General features: G+C 71.6%; 17 protein-coding genes. 7 read left to right on the top strand and 10 right to left on the bottom strand.

Features of this window, described 5'->3' with window-relative positions; all coding sequences use genetic code 11:
• Positions 1-25 precede the first annotated feature (25 nt).
• The 3 genes from ACGFX9_RS06775 to fxsA all read left to right on the top strand — a co-directional run bounded on the left by ACGFX9_RS06775 (position 26) and on the right by fxsA (position 3,663).
• Positions 26-1,669, top strand: coding sequence for an amidohydrolase (locus tag ACGFX9_RS06775; protein WP_393465917.1), 1,644 nt, complete (start codon positions 26-28; stop codon positions 1,667-1,669).
• A 489-nt stretch (positions 1,670-2,158) separates the two neighbouring features.
• Entirely contained in the window at positions 2,159-2,983 is an 825-nt protein-coding gene (locus tag ACGFX9_RS06770) for a polyprenol monophosphomannose synthase (RefSeq protein ID WP_393465913.1), read from the top strand.
• 98 nt (positions 2,984-3,081) lie between these two features.
• On the top strand, positions 3,082-3,663 hold the full coding sequence (gene fxsA, locus ACGFX9_RS06765) for an FxsA family membrane protein (protein ID WP_393465907.1): 582 nt from the start codon (positions 3,082-3,084) through the stop codon (positions 3,661-3,663).
• A 113-nt stretch (positions 3,664-3,776) separates the two neighbouring features.
• On the opposite strand, the gene ACGFX9_RS06760 is transcribed toward fxsA, so the two are convergent.
• The 4 genes from ACGFX9_RS06760 to ACGFX9_RS06745 form a co-directional block, all read right to left on the bottom strand.
• Positions 3,777-4,151: an RNA polymerase-binding protein RbpA gene (locus ACGFX9_RS06760; protein WP_249591189.1), complete on the bottom strand. Its 375-nt coding sequence runs from the start codon at positions 4,149-4,151 to the stop codon at positions 3,777-3,779.
• 256 nt (positions 4,152-4,407) lie between these two features.
• A complete protein-coding gene (locus tag ACGFX9_RS06755; protein ID WP_393465901.1) occupies positions 4,408-5,769 on the bottom strand; it encodes an MFS transporter in 1,362 nt (453 codons plus the stop codon).
• A gap of 47 nt (positions 5,770-5,816) precedes the next feature.
• Complete coding sequence (locus tag ACGFX9_RS06750) at positions 5,817-6,584, bottom strand: glycerophosphodiester phosphodiesterase (protein WP_393465895.1); 768 nt, start codon at positions 6,582-6,584, stop codon at positions 5,817-5,819.
• The gene (locus ACGFX9_RS06745; RefSeq protein ID WP_393465891.1) at positions 6,581-7,345 is read right to left on the bottom strand and encodes a YitT family protein; all 765 of its coding nucleotides are present in this window, start codon (positions 7,343-7,345) and stop codon (positions 6,581-6,583) included. The genes ACGFX9_RS06750 and ACGFX9_RS06745 overlap by 4 nt, the downstream gene beginning before the upstream one ends.
• Positions 7,346-7,409: 64 nt before the next feature.
• Between ACGFX9_RS06745 and ACGFX9_RS06740 the strand changes: the two genes are divergently transcribed.
• The gene (locus tag ACGFX9_RS06740; RefSeq protein ID WP_393465887.1) at positions 7,410-8,918 is read left to right on the top strand and encodes a PLP-dependent aminotransferase family protein; all 1,509 of its coding nucleotides are present in this window, start codon (positions 7,410-7,412) and stop codon (positions 8,916-8,918) included.
• Between the two features lie 182 nt (positions 8,919-9,100).
• Here ACGFX9_RS06740 and ACGFX9_RS06735 read toward each other — a convergent pair whose 3' ends face one another.
• Positions 9,101-10,750 (bottom strand): hypothetical protein, encoded by a 1,650-nt coding sequence (locus ACGFX9_RS06735; RefSeq protein WP_393465881.1) that lies wholly within the window; start codon positions 10,748-10,750, stop codon positions 9,101-9,103.
• Between the two features lie 48 nt (positions 10,751-10,798).
• The gene (locus tag ACGFX9_RS06730; protein ID WP_160503705.1) at positions 10,799-10,993 is read right to left on the bottom strand and encodes a hypothetical protein; all 195 of its coding nucleotides are present in this window, start codon (positions 10,991-10,993) and stop codon (positions 10,799-10,801) included.
• A gap of 314 nt (positions 10,994-11,307) precedes the next feature.
• On the opposite strand from ACGFX9_RS06730, the gene ACGFX9_RS06725 reads away from it, so the two are divergent.
• Together ACGFX9_RS06725 and ACGFX9_RS06720 are read left to right on the top strand one after the other, a co-directional pair.
• Positions 11,308-11,700, top strand: coding sequence for an ankyrin repeat domain-containing protein (locus tag ACGFX9_RS06725; protein ID WP_393465876.1), 393 nt, complete (start codon positions 11,308-11,310; stop codon positions 11,698-11,700).
• A gap of 302 nt (positions 11,701-12,002) precedes the next feature.
• Positions 12,003-13,421 (top strand): HEAT repeat domain-containing protein, encoded by a 1,419-nt coding sequence (locus tag ACGFX9_RS06720; RefSeq protein WP_393465873.1) that lies wholly within the window; start codon positions 12,003-12,005, stop codon positions 13,419-13,421.
• A gap of 262 nt (positions 13,422-13,683) precedes the next feature.
• Here ACGFX9_RS06720 and ACGFX9_RS06715 read toward each other — a convergent pair whose 3' ends face one another.
• The 4 genes from ACGFX9_RS06715 to ACGFX9_RS06700 are packed head-to-tail and all read right to left on the bottom strand — an operon-like array spanning position 13,684 to position 17,241.
• Positions 13,684-14,553: a biotin-dependent carboxyltransferase family protein gene (locus ACGFX9_RS06715; protein WP_393465870.1), complete on the bottom strand. Its 870-nt coding sequence runs from the start codon at positions 14,551-14,553 to the stop codon at positions 13,684-13,686.
• A complete protein-coding gene (locus tag ACGFX9_RS06710) occupies positions 14,550-15,170 on the bottom strand; it encodes an allophanate hydrolase subunit 1 (protein WP_393465867.1) in 621 nt (206 codons plus the stop codon). The genes ACGFX9_RS06715 and ACGFX9_RS06710 overlap by 4 nt, the downstream gene beginning before the upstream one ends.
• On the bottom strand, positions 15,167-15,943 hold the full coding sequence (locus ACGFX9_RS06705) for a LamB/YcsF family protein (RefSeq protein WP_393465864.1): 777 nt from the start codon (positions 15,941-15,943) through the stop codon (positions 15,167-15,169). The genes ACGFX9_RS06710 and ACGFX9_RS06705 overlap by 4 nt, the downstream gene beginning before the upstream one ends.
• Positions 15,940-17,241 (bottom strand): MFS transporter, encoded by a 1,302-nt coding sequence (locus ACGFX9_RS06700; RefSeq protein WP_393465861.1) that lies wholly within the window; start codon positions 17,239-17,241, stop codon positions 15,940-15,942. The genes ACGFX9_RS06705 and ACGFX9_RS06700 overlap by 4 nt, the downstream gene beginning before the upstream one ends.
• A gap of 137 nt (positions 17,242-17,378) precedes the next feature.
• On the opposite strand from ACGFX9_RS06700, the gene ACGFX9_RS06695 reads away from it, so the two are divergent.
• Complete coding sequence (locus ACGFX9_RS06695) at positions 17,379-18,083, top strand: GntR family transcriptional regulator (protein WP_393468233.1); 705 nt, start codon at positions 17,379-17,381, stop codon at positions 18,081-18,083.
• The last annotated feature ends 78 nt before the right edge of the window (positions 18,084-18,161 follow it).

Genomic DNA, 18,161 nt, shown 5'->3' with positions numbered 1-18,161 from the left:
CGCACGCAGGGGCCAGACTGGTCCCATGAGCGAGAGCACCACCCCCCAGAACGGCCCTCAGGGCCACCGCACCGTGCTGCTGCGCGGCGGAGACGTCCACAGCCCCGCCGATCCGTTCGCCACGGCCATGGTCGTCGAACGCGGGCACGTCGCCTGGGTGGGATCCGAAGGCGCGGCCGACGCCTTCGCCGACGGCGTGGATGAGGTCATCGACCTCGAAGGGGCCCTCGTCACCCCGGCGTTCACCGATGCGCATGTGCACACCACGGCGACCGGACTCGCGCTGACGGGACTGGATCTGACGGGCGCCCGCTCCCTGGACGACGCCCTCGTCCGCGTACGCGAACACACGGCGGCCCGGCCGCACGACCGCGTCCTTCTCGGCCACGGCTGGGACGCCGCCCGCTGGGCCGACGGCCGTCCGCCCACGCGCGAGGAGCTCGACGAAGCGGCCGGCGGCCGTCCCCTCTATCTCTCCCGCATCGACGTCCACTCGGCCGTCGTCACCACCGCCCTGCTCGACCTCGTCCCCGGCATCACCGGGCGCACCGGCTTCCACCCGGACGCACCGCTGACCGCCGACGCCCACCACGCGGTGCGCGCCGCCGCCCTCGGCGCGCTCTCCCCGCTCCAGCGCACCGAGGCCCAGCGCGCGACCCTGCGCCATGCCGCGTCCCTCGGCATCGGCTCCCTGCACGAGTGCGCGGGACCCGACATCTCCGGCGAGGACGACCTCACCGGTCTCCTTCGCCTCGCCGCCGACGAGGCCGGACCGCGCGTCGTCGGCTACTGGGCGGAGCAGGGTGAGGCAGGCATCGCCCGTGCAAAGGAACTGGGGGCCATCGGCGCCGCGGGTGACCTGTTCGTCGACGGAGCGCTCGGCTCGCACACCGCCTGCCTGCACGAGCCGTACGCCGACGCCGGCCACACCGGCACCGCCTACCTGGATGCCGCCGCCGTCGCCGCGCATGTCGTCGCCTGCACCGAGGCCGGGATCCAGGCGGGCTTCCACGCCATCGGCGACGCCGCGGTGACCGCCGTCGTCGAGGGCATCCGCGCTGCTGCCGAGAAGGTCGGCCTGGCCCGCGTCCGCGCCGCCAGGCACCGCGTCGAGCATGCCGAGATGCTCACCCCCGAGTCCATCGCCGCCTTCGCCGAACTGGGCCTCACCGCCTCCGTGCAGCCCGCCTTCGACGCCCTGTGGGGCGGCGACGACGGCATGTACGTCCAGCGCCTCGGCGCCGAACGGGCCCGCACCCTCAACCCGTACGCCGCCCTCCTGCGCACCGGGGTCCCGCTGGCCTTCGGCTCCGACAGCCCCGTCACCCCGCTCGACCCCTGGGGCACCGTCCGCGCCGCCGCGTTCCACCAGAACCTCGAGCACCGTGTCTCGGTGCGCGCCGCGTTCACCGCCCACACCCGGGGCGGCTGGCGGGCCATCGGCCGGGACGACGCGGGCACCCTGGTGCCGGGGGCTCCGGCCGACTACGCCGTATGGCGTACGCGGGATCTCGTGGTCCAGGCGCCGGACGACCGTGTCGCCCGCTGGTCGACCGACCCGCGCTCGGGCACGCCCGGCCTGCCCGATCTGACGCCGGGCGCCGAACTCCCCGTCTGCCTGCGCACGGTGGTCTTCGGAGAGCCGGTGTTCGTACGGCCACAAGAGTGATGTCCCGGCGGTGCGTACCGCCGATCGCGGGCCGTCGGCGCGTCGTACGACCTGCGTATCCTCGGCACTGACCTGGCTGTCTTTGGAATAGGCCCAGGTCAAACGGCTATTGACAGAAAGCGCCCGTCGGCCGGTAGGTTCGGCCGGGTCCACCAAGGACGCCCGACCGTGAAACGTCCACGCAACCGTCGAACGCCGCTGGGCCATGGGCGGTGTGCCGCACCGGCGCACCACCACTGGGAGCCAGGTCCAGCGCCCGCGTCGCGGACGCGAGGGAACGTTCCACCGGACCGGCAGGTGTGACCCGGGTGGGGCCCGGACGCTCAGTAGACAACGGCTCTCGGTCGACCCGCAGCCAGCGGGCCCCAGGTCGGCCCGAAGGGTGCCGGGCCCCGATCCGCAGTACTCCCCCCCAACCGCCCGTGCCGTCGTGGCAGTGCGGGAGGCGGCCACTATGGTGGTCCTCTGCGTACGAACGAAGGGGCAGTAGTGAACGACGGCGGTGGGGTCTCCGAAACCGGTGACCAGGGGAGGCAGTTCGGCCCGCTCGGCATGGCCTTGGTGATCATTCCGACCTACAACGAGGCGGAGAACCTCCAGTCCATCGTCGGCCGGGTCCGTCTCGCCGTGCCCGAGGCGCACATCCTCGTCGCCGACGACAACAGCCCCGACGGAACCGGCAAGATCGCCGATGAGCTCGCGGGCGGGGACGATCACGTCCACGTACTGCACCGCAAGGGCAAGGAAGGCCTCGGCGCGGCCTACCTCGCGGGCTTCCAGTGGGGCCTTGACCACGACTACGGAGTGCTCGTCGAGATGGACGCCGACGGCTCCCACCAGCCGGAGGAGCTGCCCCGGCTGCTCACCGCGCTCAAGGGTGCCGATCTCGTCCTCGGCTCGCGCTGGGTGCCGGGCGGCCGGATCGTCAACTGGCCCAAGTACCGCGAGATCATCTCCCGCGGCGGCAGTACTTACTCCCGGCTGATGCTCGACGTGCCGATCCGCGACGTCACGGGCGGCTACCGCGCCTTCCGCCGCGAGACCCTCGAAGGCATCGGCCTGGACGAGGTGGCCTCACAGGGCTACTGCTTCCAGGTGGACCTGGCGCGCCGCGCGATCAAGTCGGGCCATCACGTCGTCGAGGTGCCGATCACGTTCGTCGAGCGGGAGCACGGCGACAGCAAGATGAGCCAGGACATCGTCGCCGAGGCGCTCTGGCGCGTCACGGCGTGGGGCGTGGGGGAGCGTGTCGGCCGTGTCGGCCGTGTGCTCGGCCGTAAGGACGCCGCCCCCGAGGGCGGAAAGAAGCCCTGACCCGCGGCTCCGGCCTCGCTGCCGTCGGCTCGGCTCCGGCCTGGCTTGTTGATCATCCCCTTATGCCGCTCTGAGCCTGGCCCAGGCACACTGGAGCCATGACGACTGGCGTACCGCCCACCCGACCCGCCCAGCCCCGGCGCTCCGGAGTTCTGAGGTTCCTGCCGCTGGGCATCGCCGCCTGGCTGGTCCTGGAGATCTGGCTGCTCACCGTCGTGGCGGGCGCCGCGAGCGGGCTCCTGGTGTTCCTGCTGCTCGTGGCCGGTGTCGTGCTCGGCGGCATGGTCATCAAGCACGCCGGGCGGCGCGCCTTCCGCGAGCTGAGCGAGGCGCTGCAACAGCAGCAGAGGGGCGTCGCGCCGCCGCCCTCCGAGCGGGGCGGCGGCAATGCCCTGACGATGCTGGGCGGCCTGCTGATCATCCTGCCGGGGCTGATCTCCGACGCCCTGGGGCTGCTCATCCTGGTGCCGCCCATTCAGAAGGCGGTCAGCCGTTTCGCGGAGAAGACCTTCGAGCGCAAGGTCCGCGAGGCGGCCACCCAGGGCGGTCTCGGCGACGCCTTCCAGCAGGCGCGCATGCGCCGCCCGGACGGCAAGGTCGTCCAGGGCGAGGTCATCAGGGACGACGAGCGTCCGGCCGGCGGTCCGCACCCGGACGACCCGCAGCTGCCGCCGCGCTGAGCGGTCCGGCCCGCCTCTGTGCGGGCCGGTACAGCACGAAGGCCGGGGCCACTGCTGAGCAGTGGCCCCGGCCTTCGTGTGTGCGGTGTTGTGCGGTGTTGTCAAATCCGCCGTCAGGCGGACTTGCGGCTGTCCCGCGGATGCACCGCGATGTTCATGGCTCCTGACCGGAGAACCGCGAGGCGCTCCTCCAGGACCTCCTCGAGTTCTTCTCGAGTACGGCGCTCCATGAGCATGTCCCAGTGCGTACGCGCAGGCTTCCCCTTCTTCTCTTCAGGTCCATCGCCGTCTACGAGGAGTGCCTGGACCCCGCAGACCTTGCACTCCCACTCCGGCGGGATTTCCGCTTCTACCGAGAAGGGCATCTCAAAACGATGTCCGTTCTGGCATGCGTACTCCACGGCCTGGCGCGGAGCCAAGTCGATGCCGCGGTCGGTCTCGTAGCTGGTCACCACGAGGCGCGTACCGCGAAGAGCTCGCTCACTCATGAATCGTGCCTCCCGGGCTTGTCGCCCACAGGACAGGTGTCGCTGTCGTCGTCATCCGGTCAACGTCCGGTCGGCGGTAAAGATTCCCGTTCAGGGTCATGCGTCGCCGTCGTATGCCGCCCCTTGTTGTACCCACCAGTGCCCGGTTTGTCACATCTAGCAACAGATGTCACCCAGCGATTCTGAATCTTCAGCGCGCAGTAACGGTCCGCCTGGTAGGCCAAACGCGTACACTACCGCCCTTTGGCTTCAGTTGCTAAATCCTGTCGGGTACGGGATTTCCCGCGTCGCGCACCGCTCGGCGTACGGGTACCCGCGCGAGGAGGGCGAAACCGATGACGAAGAAGGCGACGAGCGAGACGATCGCGTCCCGGTAGCTGCCCGTGAGCTGATAGGTCAGGCCGAAGATCAGCGGCCCGAGCCAGGCCATGCCGCGGTCGCTGATCTCGTACGCGGAGAAGTACTCGGCCTCCTTGCCCGCGGGCACCAGATGCGAGAACAGGGACCGCGAGAGCGCCTGCGAACCGCCCAGCACCAGGCCGATCCCCGCCGCCAGCACGAAGAACCACACCGGAGCCCCCGCGGGCAGGAAGTACCCGGCCCCGATCGTCAGCGTCCAGGCGACGAGCGAGCCGAGGATGGTGCGCTTGGCGCCGTACGTCCGTGCGAGGCGTCCCATGGCGAGCGCCCCCGCCACCGCGAGTACCTGCACGAGCAGGACCGCCACGATCAGCGTGGACTGTTCGAGGCCGAGCTCTTCGGAGCCGTAGACGGACGCCTGGGAGATCACCGTCTGTACGCCGTCGTTGTAGACCAGATAGGCGAGCAGGAAGGACAGGGTGTGCGGATGGCAGCGCATGTCGCGCACCGTCGACGCCAGCTGCCGCCAGCCGCGCGCCGTCGCCTCTGAGGGCGGCGCCTCGCGGTCACGGAGCCGCCGCAGCGGTACGAGGGTGAAGGCGCCCCACCAGACGCCCGCCGAGGCAAGACAGATGCGCACGGCCGTCGACTCCGAGACACCGAAGGTGTCATGGGCCAGGAACAGGACCAGATTCGCCACCAGGACGAGCGCGCCCGCCGCGTACCCGAACGCCCAGCCCCGCGAGGAGACCGCGTCGCGCTCCTCGGGTGGGGCGATCTGCGGCAGATAGGCGTTGTAGAGCACCATCGAGACGGCGAGCGAGGCATTGGCGACGATCAGCAGAAGGCCGCCGAGGAGATAGCGGTCGCCGTCCAGGAAGAACATGCCCGCCGTCGCCGCGGCCCCCAGATAGGCGGCCACCGCGAGCAGCGGCTTCTTGCGGCCCGTCCGGTCGGCGGCGGCGCCCGCCAGCGGCATGACCAGGACCGACACGAGCACCGACGCGGACACCGCGTACGCGAAGAAGGACCCGGCGCTGACCGGGATGCCCAGCGGGTGGACGTACCCGTCCCCGTCGGCGGCCGTCTTCGCGATCTCCGTCAGATAAGGGCCGAGGAACACCGTCAGGACGCTCGTGGAGTAGACCGAGCAGGCCCAGTCGTAGAAGTACCAGCCGCGCTGTTCGCGCCGCCGTTCGGCGGTGCTCTCGTCACTCTCGTCGGCTTGTGGCGTTGCCCGCACGGTGTCGGTGCCCACCCGTGCCCCCTCGCTGGTCCCCGTGTCCGGCGCCGCCTCCAAGGAGGTCAGGTCCAGGCTCCCCGGTCCTTCAGCACCTCGCGCAGCGTCTCGATGTGATCAGTGATGATGCCATCCACCCCCAGGTCGAGGAGCGCGGCCATGCGTTCCGCCTCGTTGACCGTCCAGACGTGCACCTGCAGCCCGCGCGCGTGGGCGGCGTGGACGAAGCGGTGGTCGACGACCCGGATGCCGGCGTGGGTCTCGGGCACCTGCGCGCAGACCGCGGAGCGGCGTACTGCGGCGCGGACGCCGTACGAGCTGAGCCGCAGGGCGGCCACGCCGCGCGTGCCGAACGAGGTGGCCAGGCGGGGGCCCGCGTGCAGCTGGGCCCTGGCCACCCGGGCCTCGGAGAACGAACCGACGCACACGCGGTCCCAGGCGTTGGTGCGGCTCAGCAGATCGAGCAGGGGGAGGAGTGCGGGCTCCGCCTTGACGTCCACGTTCCAGCGGACGCCGGGGAAGGACTCCAGGAGCTCTTCGAAGAGGGGTACCGGCTCATCGCCCGCCACGCGCGCGTGGCGCACGACGCTCCAGGGGAGAGCGGCGATGGCTCCGGCCGCGTCCGTCACCCGGTCGAGCGTCGCGTCATGGAACGCCACCAGACGGCCGTCCGACGTGGCGTGCACATCCGTCTCGATGTACCGGTAGCCCAGTTCGACGGCTCGCCGGAACGCGGCGGCCGTGTTCTCCAGGCCGCCCGCCGCACCACCGCGGTGGGCGAAGGCGAGCGGGCCGGGGTGGTCGAGATAGGGGTGGCGTGCGGGCGTGGTCACGGCTGCAGTATTGCCTGCTCCGGTTGCTTGTCGGCAGCCGCGATGCCTCCCCCGGATGGAGCGGGGACGGCGAAGAAGCGCAGGAAGAACTGGGCCAGCGGGCCGATCGTCAGGGCGTAGAGAACCGTTCCGACGCCCACCGTGCCGCCGAACGCGAATCCGGTGGCGACGACCGCCACCTCGACGAGCGTCCGCATCAGCCGGATCGAGCGGCCGGTGCGCTGATGCAGGCCCGTCATCAGGCCGTCCCGCGGGCCCGGACCGAACTTCGCGGAGATGTAGAGCCCGGTCGCCAGGCCGTTCAGGACGATCCCCGCCGCGAGCAGCGGGATCCGGACGCCGAGCGTGTGCGCGTCCGGCATCAGCGCGAGGGTGCCGTCCATGGCCAGGCCGACGACGAAGACGTTGGAGACCGTGCCGAGGCCGGGGCGCTGCCTCAGCGGAATCCACAGGAGGAGTACGGCGGCGCCCACGAAGATCGACACCACGCCGATGGACATCCCTGTCAGCTCGGCGAGGCCCTGGTGCAGGACGTTCCAGGGTTCGAGGCCGAGGCCGGACACCACGAGGAGCCCGGAGCTTGCGCCGTACAGAGCCAAGCCTACGTAGAGCTGGATCAGGCGACGCGCGAGGTGCGGTGCTGTTGCTGTTGCTGTTGCTGGTGGTGTCGGTGAGGTTGGCGGCGTCGGTGGTGTCGGTGGCTTCGGTGGCTTCGTCGTGGACAAGAGGTCCCCCCTGCTGGTGGTAGTGGCCTGACGCATGACACTCTGTGGCTTGTAAAGGGATGCCAACCATGGCCAATTCCAGGAAGGTGGACTGGGAATCATGGCTCAGTGGACCTCGGCAGTGGGCGCCACACAGCTTGCCCGGCTGCTTACTTCTCAGCAGACGCGCCCCGCGGGCCCCGGCACGCGCCGCCCGCCCGCCTATCGTGCCCTCGCCGACGGCATCCGCATGCTCGTCCTCGAAGGACGCATCCCCGTCGCCGCACGCCTGCCCGCCGAGCGCGAGCTCGCCGTGTCCCTCGCCGTCAGCCGGACCACGGTCGCCGCCGCGTACGAGGCGCTGCGTGCCGAGGGGTTCCTGGAGTCCCGCCGGGGAGCGGGCAGTTGGACCGCCGTGCCGGCCGGGAACCCCCTCCCCGCGCGCGGGCTCGAACCGCTGCCGCCGGACGCGCTCGGCTCCATGATCGACCTGGGCTGCGCGGCGCTGCCGGCCCCCGAGCCCTGGCTCACCCGCGCCGTCCAGGGCGCCCTGGAGGAACTCCCTCCGTACGCCCACACCCACGGCGACTTCCCGGCCGGTCTGCCCGCCCTGCGCCAGATGCTCGCCGAGCGCTACACCGCCCGCGGCATCCCGACCATGCCCGAACAGATCATGGTCACGACCGGCGCGATGGGCGCCATCGACGCGATCTGCCATCTCTTCGCGCCGCGCGGTGAACGCATCGCCGTCGAGTCCCCGTCGTACGCCAACATCCTCCAGCTCATGCGCGAGACGGGCGCCCGTCTCGTCCCCGTGGCCATGGCCGAAGGGCTCGAGGGCTGGGACATGGACCGCTGGCGCCAGGTGCTGCGCGACGCCGCGCCCCGGCTCGCCTATGTGGTCGCCGACTTCCACAACCCCACCGGCGCGCTCGCCGACGAGGACCAGCGGCGCCAGCTTGTCGACGCCGCGCGCTCCGCGGGAACGGTCGTCGTCGTCGACGAGACCATGATCGAACTTCAGCTCGACGGTGACCGGCATGACCGGCCGATGCCGCGTCCCGTCTGCGCGTTCGACCCGGCGGGCTCGACCGTCATCACCGTCGGCTCGGCGAGCAAGGCCTTCTGGGCGGGCATGCGCATCGGCTGGGTGCGGGCCGCGCCCGACGTGATCCGCAGCCTCGTCTCGGCCCGCGCGTACGCCGACATGGGCACCCCGGTCCTTGAGCAGCTGGCCGTGAACTGGCTGATGAGCACCGGGGGCTGGGAGTCGGCCGTGGAGGTGCGCAGGGCCCAGGCGCGCGAGAACCGCGACGCCCTGGTCACTGCCGTCCGCCGCGAACTGCCCGGCTGGGAGTTCGAGGTACCCGCGGGCGGCCTCACCCTGTGGGCCCGCGCGGGGGGCCTCTCCGGCTCACGTCTGGCCGAAGTGGGCGAGCGGGTGGGAGTCCGGGTTCCGTCAGGGCCACGCTTCGGAGTGGACGGAGCCTTCGAGGGGTATGTGCGGCTGCCGTTCACCGTGAGCGGCGCGGTGGCGGAGGAGGCGGCGGTGCGACTCGCGGCGGCGGCGCGTCTGGTGGAGACGGGGGCGGGGTCGGGCGTGGAGACTTCGCGGGCGTTCGTGGCGTGAGGCTGGCGGGGGCTGACGGGGGCTTGCGGGGGCTGGCGGGGCGCGATCCTGCTCGGCCCACGGGGGGCCTGAGTTTCGCCGGTGCTGATGGGCTGCTGGCCTGCTCGGTCCGCTTCCCTGCTCGTGCCGCGCTCCTGCTTGCTCCGCGCCCCGCAGGCCCCGCGCCCTGCCCGCCCCGCGGCTCACCCCTCGGCGGGCACAGGCTCCGGTGTCGCGCTGGTTTCCACTGCCGCCTCGGTTTGCGCCACTGCCTCGGTCTGCATCACCCCATCGGCTTCCGCCACCGCGTCCGCCCCGGATTCCGTAGCCACCGTGTCGGCCGGAGTACTCCGCACGGGCAGTAGCTCCAGTACCGCCTGGCGATGCGCCTCGCTCGTCGCCTCGTCGTACGGGTCGGGCGTCGCGGGGACCTGGAGCCGGTGCACCCGGCCCGTGCCGAGTCGGGCGTAGCCGCGGCCGGGCGGGACGTCGGATGTGGGGGTCGTGTGGGGCGGCACCCCGAGGACGTCCTCGACCTGGTCGAGTGTCGTGGGGCCGAGGACCACGCGCGCGCGGGTGTGCTGGCGCACCGGATCGCTCAGGGCGTCCAGGCTGTCGAACTGGTCGGCCACGACGACCGTGACATTGGCTGCCCTGCCGTGCCGCAGCGGCACCTGCAGCAGCGACTGCGGGTCCTTGCGTCCGTCGGCGGCGGCCAGGTGACCGAGGACGCTGGGGCGGTCCAGGAGGATCCACAGGGGGCGCTTGGTGTCCTCCGGGGCGGACTGGCCCGCCTGCCGGGCGCGGTTGGCGGAGATCAGGCGCCGCTCCGTCTCGTGCGCCGCCCACTCCAGGCTCGCCAGGGCCCCGGCGAGCCCGCACTCGATGGCCAGGACGCCGTCACGCCCGGTCAGGCAGGCGTAGTCGCCGATGCCGCTCCCCTCGACGATGAGGACGTCGCCGTGGAGGAGGGCTTGCAGGGCGATGGAGCGCAGCAGGGTGGTGGTGCCGCTGCCGGGTTCGCCGACCACCAGGAGGTGGGGCTCGGTGGAGCGGGGGCCCGTGCGCCACAGCACGGGGGGTACGTCGCGCTGCTCGTCGCCGTCTGCCACGGGGAGGGTGCGGGGGACCCCGGTGGGGTCGGTGAAGCCTAGGAGGGTCTCTCCGGGGGCCGTGACGAACCGCTGGGCGGCGATGTCGGTGGGCAGCGGGGACAGCACGTTGACAGTGAGCTGGTTGCCCTCCTCGTCCCACTCGAAGTGGTACTCACGGCCACGCCCCGACTTCGCGTGCAGCAACTGCTCGATCCGCCCGCGCGACTCGGCCTCGCCGTCCATGAAGTACGCGGGGTAGCTCACCACCAGGTGGGAAATCCGGCCGGTGTCGTCGAACTCGTACGAAGTGAGGGCCTTGTCCCACTCACCACCGTGCGCGAAGAGCGGGGCAGGGTCCTCGGGCACGGAGAAGTACGGGACGAGCGCTTCGTAGAGGGACTGCAGGCGCTGGGTCTGCGCCTCGTCGGGACCGTCCGGCACCGGCGCCGTCCGCTCCCGGCCGGTCCACGCGGCGGCCGCCATCAGGCAGATGGCGGCGAGCAGCGGACCGTACGGAATGAGGGCCACGACCAGGACCACGGAGGCCACCAGGAACAGCAGCGGTCCGCGCCGGTCCTTGGGTGTGTCGGCCCACTTGCGCCGCCCGGCCCCTGCCAGCCGGCGCAGTCCACGAGTGATCGTGATGAGCGGGTGGAGGACGTCGGTGGCGCTGTCGGCGGCTGACCGTGCGAGTTCCCGGCTCCGGGCGATCTGGGCGGTGCCGTTGCTCAGGATGCGGGGGAGGGGGCGCCGGGCCACGTCAGTCTCCAGTTGGTGCGAACGAAGTACTACAGGGAGCAGGAGGCGTCAGAACTTGATCCCGCCGAGGAGGCTCGCCAGGCTCGCGCTGCCGGCCTTGATGCTCGGGGCGATGGCGGTGCCCGCCATGAAGAAGCCGAAGAGCGCGCAGACCACCGCGTGGGACGCCTTGAGTCCGTCCTTGCGGAAGAAGAGGAAGACGATGATGCCGAGCAGCACGACGCCCGAGATGGAAAGGATCATGACGGTTCTCCTGGTTGGTGGGGACAGTCACCATGAGTTGTTCCAGGTTCACAGCATGTATCCATACGATAAAAGGTGCAAATGGGCGAATTTTGCTCAAATTCCCTCGGATGGTGGAGGGATGCTGGGCCACCCGAGCGCGGGTCCGGCGGGTGGCCGGTGCCCCTGCGTGATCTTTGCCGCGGGCGTGCCAGGTCATGTACCCGGACGCGCAGTACCCTGTCGATTCACCCATACGGCTGTACCGGGCTGCCGTACGCCCGGAGGCACCCCGTAGTCCCCGTAGTCCCCGTAGTCGAAAGGCGGTCCGGTTCATGAGTGAAGCCCCCGACCCTGAAGTCGTGGAGCTGGCGACCAAGATCTTCGATCTGGCGCGCCAGGGCGACGCGGCGGCGCTCGCCGCGTACGTGGACGCAGGGGTTCCGGCGAACCTCACCAACGACAGCGGCGACTCGCTCGTGATGCTCGCCGCCTACCACGGCCACGCTGACGCGGTCCGTGCCCTCCTGGAGCGCGGCGCCGACGCCAACCGCGCCAACGACCGGGGGCAGACGCCGCTCGCGGGCGCCGTGTTCAAGGGCGAGGAAGCGGTGATCAGGGCGCTGCTCGACGGCGGCGCCGATCCGGCCGCGGGCATGCCGTCGGCGGTGGACACCGCCCGGATGTTCGCCAAGACCGAGCTGCTCGAGCTGTTCGGGGCGGCCTGAGCGGGGTACCTGACCAGCAACAACGGGGGCGCTGGAAATGTGGTCGCGGCGGGCTGAACCGCTGGGTCATCATGACGACGTGATTTACGGACGCGACGGCGGGGCAGATGTTGCCGCACCGCGCGGACCGTGAGCGGCTCGCCCCTGGACCTCCCGTCCGGGATCCCCGCGGGCCACCGACGAGAGGCAGAGGAAGATGGTCTACAGCAAGCAAGAGACGGCGGGCGGCCCGACGTGTTGGCGCGCGGCCAGGTAATTCACGATTCCCGGTTGCGTCGACGCTTGATGTGAGGCTGTTTCCCATGTTCGATCCGGTCATAGCGCCCAGCGGTACGCTGCTCGGCCTGCTGCAGCGGGGCCGCGGTGACGGCACGCTGCACGCACTCACCGCCCCCCGCTCCGAGGCGCTCGCCGCCCTTGAGCAGTGTGTCCTCCACGACCCACGCCACGACTGGCAGGTGGAGAACCGCTCCCTCTACTACGCACGGCTCTACCTCGACCTCCATGGCGAGATCGACGTGATCGAGCGGCATCTGTTCGACCCCGAGGACGTCCTGGACACGGACGACTCACGCACCGGCCTCGCGCTCGCGGTCCTGGGCCACCTCGCCTCGTACGGCAGGCGCGACGCCCTCGAACTGCTGCGCCGGTACGCGGCCTTCGGCACCAACTGGGCCTGGGCCCTGGACGAACTGGCGCTGCGCGACGACGACGCGGGCCTGCGCGCACTCGCCGTGCCCGTGCTCGCCCGATTCCCCCACGACGCGGAGGGCGAGGCCGAACTGGCCGCCGTCGTGCGCGACGCCTACGAACCCCGGCCCTGGCGGCTGTGGGAGGAGGACCCGCGAGAGGCCGTCGGAGCGCGCGTGCGGGCCGCCCGTGAGCAGGGGTCCTTCGATCGCTGGCAGCGGCAGATGCGGCCATCGGGGCCACGCCCCGGGTGGAGCGTCCAGGCCGTCTTCGACTGGGCACAGGAAGGGCTCGAACGCGGCGCCGTCCTGCACGTGCCCGCCGCCCGCTGCCTGAGTGCCGTCGCCGGACCAGACGACCGGGCCGAGATCATCGAAGCCGCCCGCAACGGCTCCGACGGGGCGCGCGGCACGGCTCTGCGCTACCTCGCGGACTCCCATGACCCCGCCGTGTTCGAGCTGATCGAGTACGCGGTGGAGAGCCCGTCACGAACCGTCGTGGACGCCGCCGCCGAGGCCTTCGAACGGATGCGCGGTGTCGCCGCCGTCGAGCGGGCCCGCCGCTGGGCCCTGCGGCCCGACGAACTCGGCGCCGCCGCCGGACGGATGCTCGCCTGCAGGGGCGGCGCCCAGGACGACAAGCTCGTCCTCGCCGCGCTACGGGAAGCGGTCCGCGGCGAAGGACCGGACGCGCCTACCCTCTGGACGCTCGTCGACGGGGCCGGCCGGCTCGGCATCGCCTGCGCGGCCCCCGTACTGCGCCACGTCTACCGCGAGACCGCCTCCTCCCACCTGCGAGGCCGCGCGGCCCGCGCCCTCGCGGCCACCGATCCCTCCTTCGCCGCCGGATTCGCCGTCGAATGCCTGTGGGACTGCGAGGAATCCACCCGCGAAGTCGCCGCCCGGCACGCCGAGACCGGCGACGCCCGCGTGGTCACCCAGCTCAGAAGGCTCGCCGCGGACCCCGCCGAGGAGGACGAGGTGCAGACCGCGGTGCGCAGCAGGATCGGGCCCGACGCGGCCGAGGTGTAGCCGGGCGTGCCCTGGGGCGGGGCACGTGCGGAGCGCGACGCTCACGGGACATTCCTCGCCAGGAAAGATCGACGTCGACGTGACCACGCTCCGCGCGACGACAACACGGGTACGCGTGTCGTCATCGTCACCGAATCCTTCCCTCCCGATGTCAACGGAGTGGCGCACTGCGCCGTGCAGACCGCCCGGCAACTCGTCAGTCGGCGCCTGGCCGCCGCGCGCCTGGGCCTGCCCGCCGTCGCCGTCCACCCGGCGGTGGACTTCAACGCCGTGCCGCCGGGACGAACCGCAGCGGCGTACCCGGCACCGCCTGTGCCGCCCGCGCCAGGTCCGACTCCCTCACCACCGCGATGACCGGGTAGCCCCCGGTCGTCGGATGGTCGGCGAGGAACACCACGGGCAGGCCGTCCGGTGGAACCTGGACGGCGCCGAGGACCATGCCCTCACTGGGCAGCTCGGCGGTGAACGCCCGCTCCAGGGGCGGCCCTTCGGTGCGCAGGCCGATGCGGTTGCTCGCCGCCGACACCCTGTACGCGCGCGTGGCCAGCGTGCTCAGGGCCTCGGGCGTGAACCAGTCGGCGCGCGGCCCTGGCGTCACCCTCAGGATCAGTTCGCGGGGCGGCGCCGGAAGCGGAACGCCGTCCACGCGCGCGTGGGGCGCGACAGGGCTCCCCAGCGGGATGACGGCTCCATCCGCCAGCGGCGGAGGGCCGAGGCCGGAGAGCAGGTCCGTGGAGCGGCTGGCGAGGACCGGGTCGACGCCGACACCGCCCCCGAACGCGACATAGCCGCGTACTCCGGAGACAGCCGCTCCGACATCGAGCAGCGCACCGGCCGCTACCCGCACGGGAGCGCCCCACGCCACGGGCCGGCCGTCGACCCTCACCGGGCACGGCGCGCCCACGACCGCCACCGTCACCGCGCAACGCGGCCTTATGGAGCAGCCGTTGAGGGTGGTCTCCAGGACGGCCGCGTCAGGCGGATTGCCGACAAGGCGGTTGGCGAGGCGGGCCGCCGGCGGATCGAGGGCTCCGGAGCGCGGCACTCCGAGATGCGCGTAACCGGGACGCCCCTGGTCCTGCACCGTGGTCAGCGCCCCGGCCCGTACGACGGCGAAGGCCCGGTCGGTCATCGTGGCTCCGACACGGGTACGAAGCGCACCCGCACCCCGGGGGTGAGCAGCGCGGCGGGCACGCGCGCGTGGTCCCACAGCACGGCGTCCGTCGTGCCGATCAGCTGCCAGCCACCGGGGGAGGAGCGCGGATACATCCCTGTGTACGGCCCCGCCAGGGCCACGCTGCCCGCCGGGACGCTGGTGCGCGGCGTGTCCCGGCGAGGCACTTCGTAGCGCTCCGGCAGCCCCGTCAGATAACCGAAGCCGGGCGCGAACCCGCAGAAGGCGACCCGGAACTCGGCCGCCGAGTGGATCCGCGCCACCTCCGTCACCGGTACCCCCCAGAGCGCCGCGACCTCCGCCAGGTCGGGCCCGTCGTAGCGGACCGGGATCTCGCGTACGTCCTCGGCGCGCGCCGAGAGCGGCGGGATCTCCAGGGCGCTGAGCTCGGCGCCGACACGGCCGGGGTCGTCAAGGCCGTCCAGGAGCACCGTGCGGGCCGCCGGCACGATCTCCCGTACGCGGATGAGGCCCGCGGCCCTGCGGCGCAGCAGCTCGGCGTGGAGCGCCTGCGCCTCGTCGCCGTCGGCGAGTTCGACGAGCAGCGCCAGATCGCCGACCGGAAGCACCCTCACGCGAAGGCCTCCACCCGAACGCCCGCGCCTTCGAGGCGGGCCCGGACCTCCCGGGCCAGGTCCACCGCCCCCGGAGTGTCTCCGTGCAGGCACAGCGAGCGCGCGCGGACGCCGATGCGCTGTCCGTCCCGGGCGGTGACGGCCCCTGACCGGGCCATGCTCACGGAACGCTCGACCACGGCCTTCGCGTCCGTGATGACGGCGCCGTCGCTTCCGCGCGGCACGAGCGTCCCTTCCGGGGTGTACGCGCGGTCCGCGAACGCCTCGGTGACGACGGGCAGTCCGGCCTTCTCGGCCACCTCAAGGAAGCGCGATCCGGGCAGGCCGAGGACAGGAAGCGCGTCGTCCGCGAGCAGCACGCCCTCGACCACGGCGTGCGCCTGGTCCGTGTCGTGGACGACGCGGTTGTAGAGCGCGCCGTGCGGCTTCACATAGGCCACGCGCGCGCCGGCCGCCCGCGCGAAGACCTCCAAGGCGCCGATCTGGTACGCCACTTCGGCCGCCAGCTCATCGGCCGGCACGTCCATGGAGCGCCGCCCGAAGCCCGCCAGGTCGCGGTAGGAGACCTGGGCGCCGATCCGCACCCCCCGCGCGACGGCCTGCTCGCACACCCGGCGCATGGTGGCCGCGTCCCCGGCGTGGAAGCCGCAGGCCACGTTGGCGCTGGTGACTACGGAGAGCAGCTCTTCGTCGTCGGTGAGGCGCCAGCGGCCGAAGCCCTCACCCAGGTCGGCGTTGAGATCGATGACAGCGTCGGTCGTACGCCCGGTCACAGCAGCTCCCTTCCCCGCGTCTCGGGCAGCCCGAAGAGGGCGATGACGGCGATCGCGTACCCCATCGCGCCGAAGATCAGCGCACCGCCCACGCCCCAGCTGTCCGCCAGGAAGCCGACCATGGTGGGGAAGACGGCGCCCACGGCGCGACCGGTGTTGTACGTGAAGCCCTGCCCGGTGCCGCGCACCGCCGCCGGATACAGCTCGCTGAGGAACGAGCCGAAGCCGCTGAAAATCGCCGATATACAGAAGCCGAGCGGGAAACCGAGCACCAGGAGAAGGCCGTTGGCGCCGTCCGGGATGTTCGTGTACGCGAGGATGCTGGCCGCCGAGAGGAACGCGAAGAGCGTGATGTTCCGTTTGCGGCCCAGCTTGTCCGTCAGATAGCCGCCGGTCAGATAGCCGATGAAGGCACCGGAGATCAGGAACGCGAGATACCCGCCCGTGCCGACCACCGTGAGTCCGCGGTCGGACTTGAGGTACGTCGGCACCCAGGTGGCGAGCGTGTAGTAGCCGCCCTGCACGCCCGTGGAGAGCAGGACCGCGAAGAGGGTGATGCGCAGGAGACCCGGTTTGAAGATCGCGGTGAACGACCCCTTGTCGGTGCTCTTCCGGCGTTCCTCGGCCGCTTGCGGGGCGTCGTGCACATTGCGTCGTACGTAAATGACGAGCAGGGCGGGCAGCGCGCCGGTCCAGAACATCACGCGCCAGGCGATGTCCTCGTCGAGGAACTGGAACACCAGGGTGTAGACGATCACCGCGAGCGCCCAGCCGACCGCCCAGGCGCTCTGGATCGCGCCGAGCGTACGGCCGCGGTTCTTGGCGGTGGCGTACTCGGCGACCAGGATCGCGCCGACCGCCCACTCGCCGCCGAAACCGAGGCCCTGGAGGGCACGGAAGACCAGCAGCGTCTCGTAGTTGGGCGCGAAGCCGCAGGCGACGGTGAAGACCGCGTACGTGACGACGGTGATCATCAGGGCCTTGACCCGGCCGATCCGGTCCGCGATCACCCCGGCGATCGCGCCGCCTATCGCGGACACGACCAGGGTGACCGTGGTGAACAGGCCGGTCTGGCCACTGTCCAGGCCGAAGTACGCGGCCAGCGCGACCATGCTCAACGGCAGCGTGAAGTAGTCGTAGGAGTCGAGTGCGTAGCCGCCGAAGGCGCCCGCGAAGGCGCGGCGGCCGCGCGGGCCGAGGGCGCGCACCCAGCTGAACGCGCCGTCTTCGTCAGGAAGTTCGCCCTCTACGGGGCGTGCTTCGTCCGAGGCGGACCGGGCGGGAGGGGGTGTGCTCATGGGCACCTCGCAGAAGGGGGACGGAGCGGGCGGGGGCCGGGCCGTGCTCGACAAGGTAGAGGATCGTTGAACGATCCCTCAATACCCATGTTGTTTCGTTCTTGTATCTGCGATTGAATCCGGGCATGGCTGAGGGAATGGCTGAAGCGACCGGACTGGCCGGCGACCGTGCGCTCCTTGGGCGCACCAGCACTGCGGAGCGGGTCTCGGACATCCTTCGCAGCCGCATCGCGGAGGGCTATTTCCCGCCAGGGGCACGACTGTCGGAGGACAGCATCGGAGGCGCACTCGGTGTCTCGCGCAACACGCTGCGCGAGGCGTTCCGCCTCCTCACTCATGAACGACTGCTTGTCCATCAGCTCAACCGCGGGGTATTTGTCCGAGTTCTCACGGTCGAGGACGTGGAGGACATCTACCGCACGCGCCGCCTCGTGGAATGCGCCGTCGTCCGGGGGCTCGGGGACCCGCCCTTCGCGCTCGACGGACTGGCGAGCGCCGTCGCGGACGGCACGAAGGCCGCCCGTGAACGGAAGTGGAAGGGCGTCTCCACGGCCAACATCCACTTCCACCGGGAGCTGGTGGCCCTCGCCGAAAGCGCCCGTACCGACGAGGTCATGCGCAGCGTCTTCGCCGAACTGCGCCTGGCCTTCCACGTGGTGGACGACCCGCGCGGACTGCACGAGCCGTACCTCGCACGCAACCGGCAGATCCTGGCGGCCCTCCAGGCCGGTGACGCGGCAGAGGCCGAGCAGCTGCTCGCGGTCTACCTCGACGACTCGCGCCTCGGCCTCGTCGAGGTCTATGGCAAGCGCGTGGCGCAGGGCGAGCACACGGGCTGCTGAGCGCCCGGCGAGCCCGCGTCGGGCCCTGCCAGATCTGCGCCGTTTCGACCGTTGTCAGACCGAGGATCTAGTCTGTGC

The organism is Streptomyces sp. NPDC048436, assembly GCF_043200355.1.
Lineage (GTDB): Bacteria > Actinomycetota > Actinomycetes > Streptomycetales > Streptomycetaceae > Streptomyces.
Note: the sequence above shows the minus strand (reverse complement) of the source record. Positions and strands in the feature narration are given on the sequence as shown.

Excerpts from the sequence above, each read along its gene's own strand:
- ACGFX9_RS06775 (WP_393465917.1), top strand. The coding sequence starts at position 26 with ATGAGCGAGAGCACCACCCCCCAGAACGGCCCTCAGGGCCACCGCACC.
- fxsA (WP_393465907.1), top strand. The coding sequence starts at position 3,082 with ATGACGACTGGCGTACCGCCCACCCGACCCGCCCAGCCCCGGCGCTCC.
- ACGFX9_RS06760 (WP_249591189.1), bottom strand. The coding sequence starts at position 4,151 with ATGAGTGAGCGAGCTCTTCGCGGTACGCGCCTCGTGGTGACCAGCTAC.
- ACGFX9_RS06745 (WP_393465891.1), bottom strand. The coding sequence starts at position 7,345 with ATGCGTCAGGCCACTACCACCAGCAGGGGGGACCTCTTGTCCACGACG.
- ACGFX9_RS06740 (WP_393465887.1), top strand. The coding sequence starts at position 7,410 with ATGGCTCAGTGGACCTCGGCAGTGGGCGCCACACAGCTTGCCCGGCTG.
- ACGFX9_RS06730 (WP_160503705.1), bottom strand. The coding sequence starts at position 10,993 with ATGATCCTTTCCATCTCGGGCGTCGTGCTGCTCGGCATCATCGTCTTC.
- ACGFX9_RS06725 (WP_393465876.1), top strand. The coding sequence starts at position 11,308 with ATGAGTGAAGCCCCCGACCCTGAAGTCGTGGAGCTGGCGACCAAGATC.
- ACGFX9_RS06720 (WP_393465873.1), top strand. The coding sequence starts at position 12,003 with ATGTTCGATCCGGTCATAGCGCCCAGCGGTACGCTGCTCGGCCTGCTG.
- ACGFX9_RS06715 (WP_393465870.1), bottom strand. The coding sequence starts at position 14,553 with ATGACCGACCGGGCCTTCGCCGTCGTACGGGCCGGGGCGCTGACCACG.
- ACGFX9_RS06700 (WP_393465861.1), bottom strand. The coding sequence starts at position 17,241 with ATGAGCACACCCCCTCCCGCCCGGTCCGCCTCGGACGAAGCACGCCCC.
- ACGFX9_RS06695 (WP_393468233.1), top strand. The coding sequence starts at position 17,379 with ATGGCTGAAGCGACCGGACTGGCCGGCGACCGTGCGCTCCTTGGGCGC.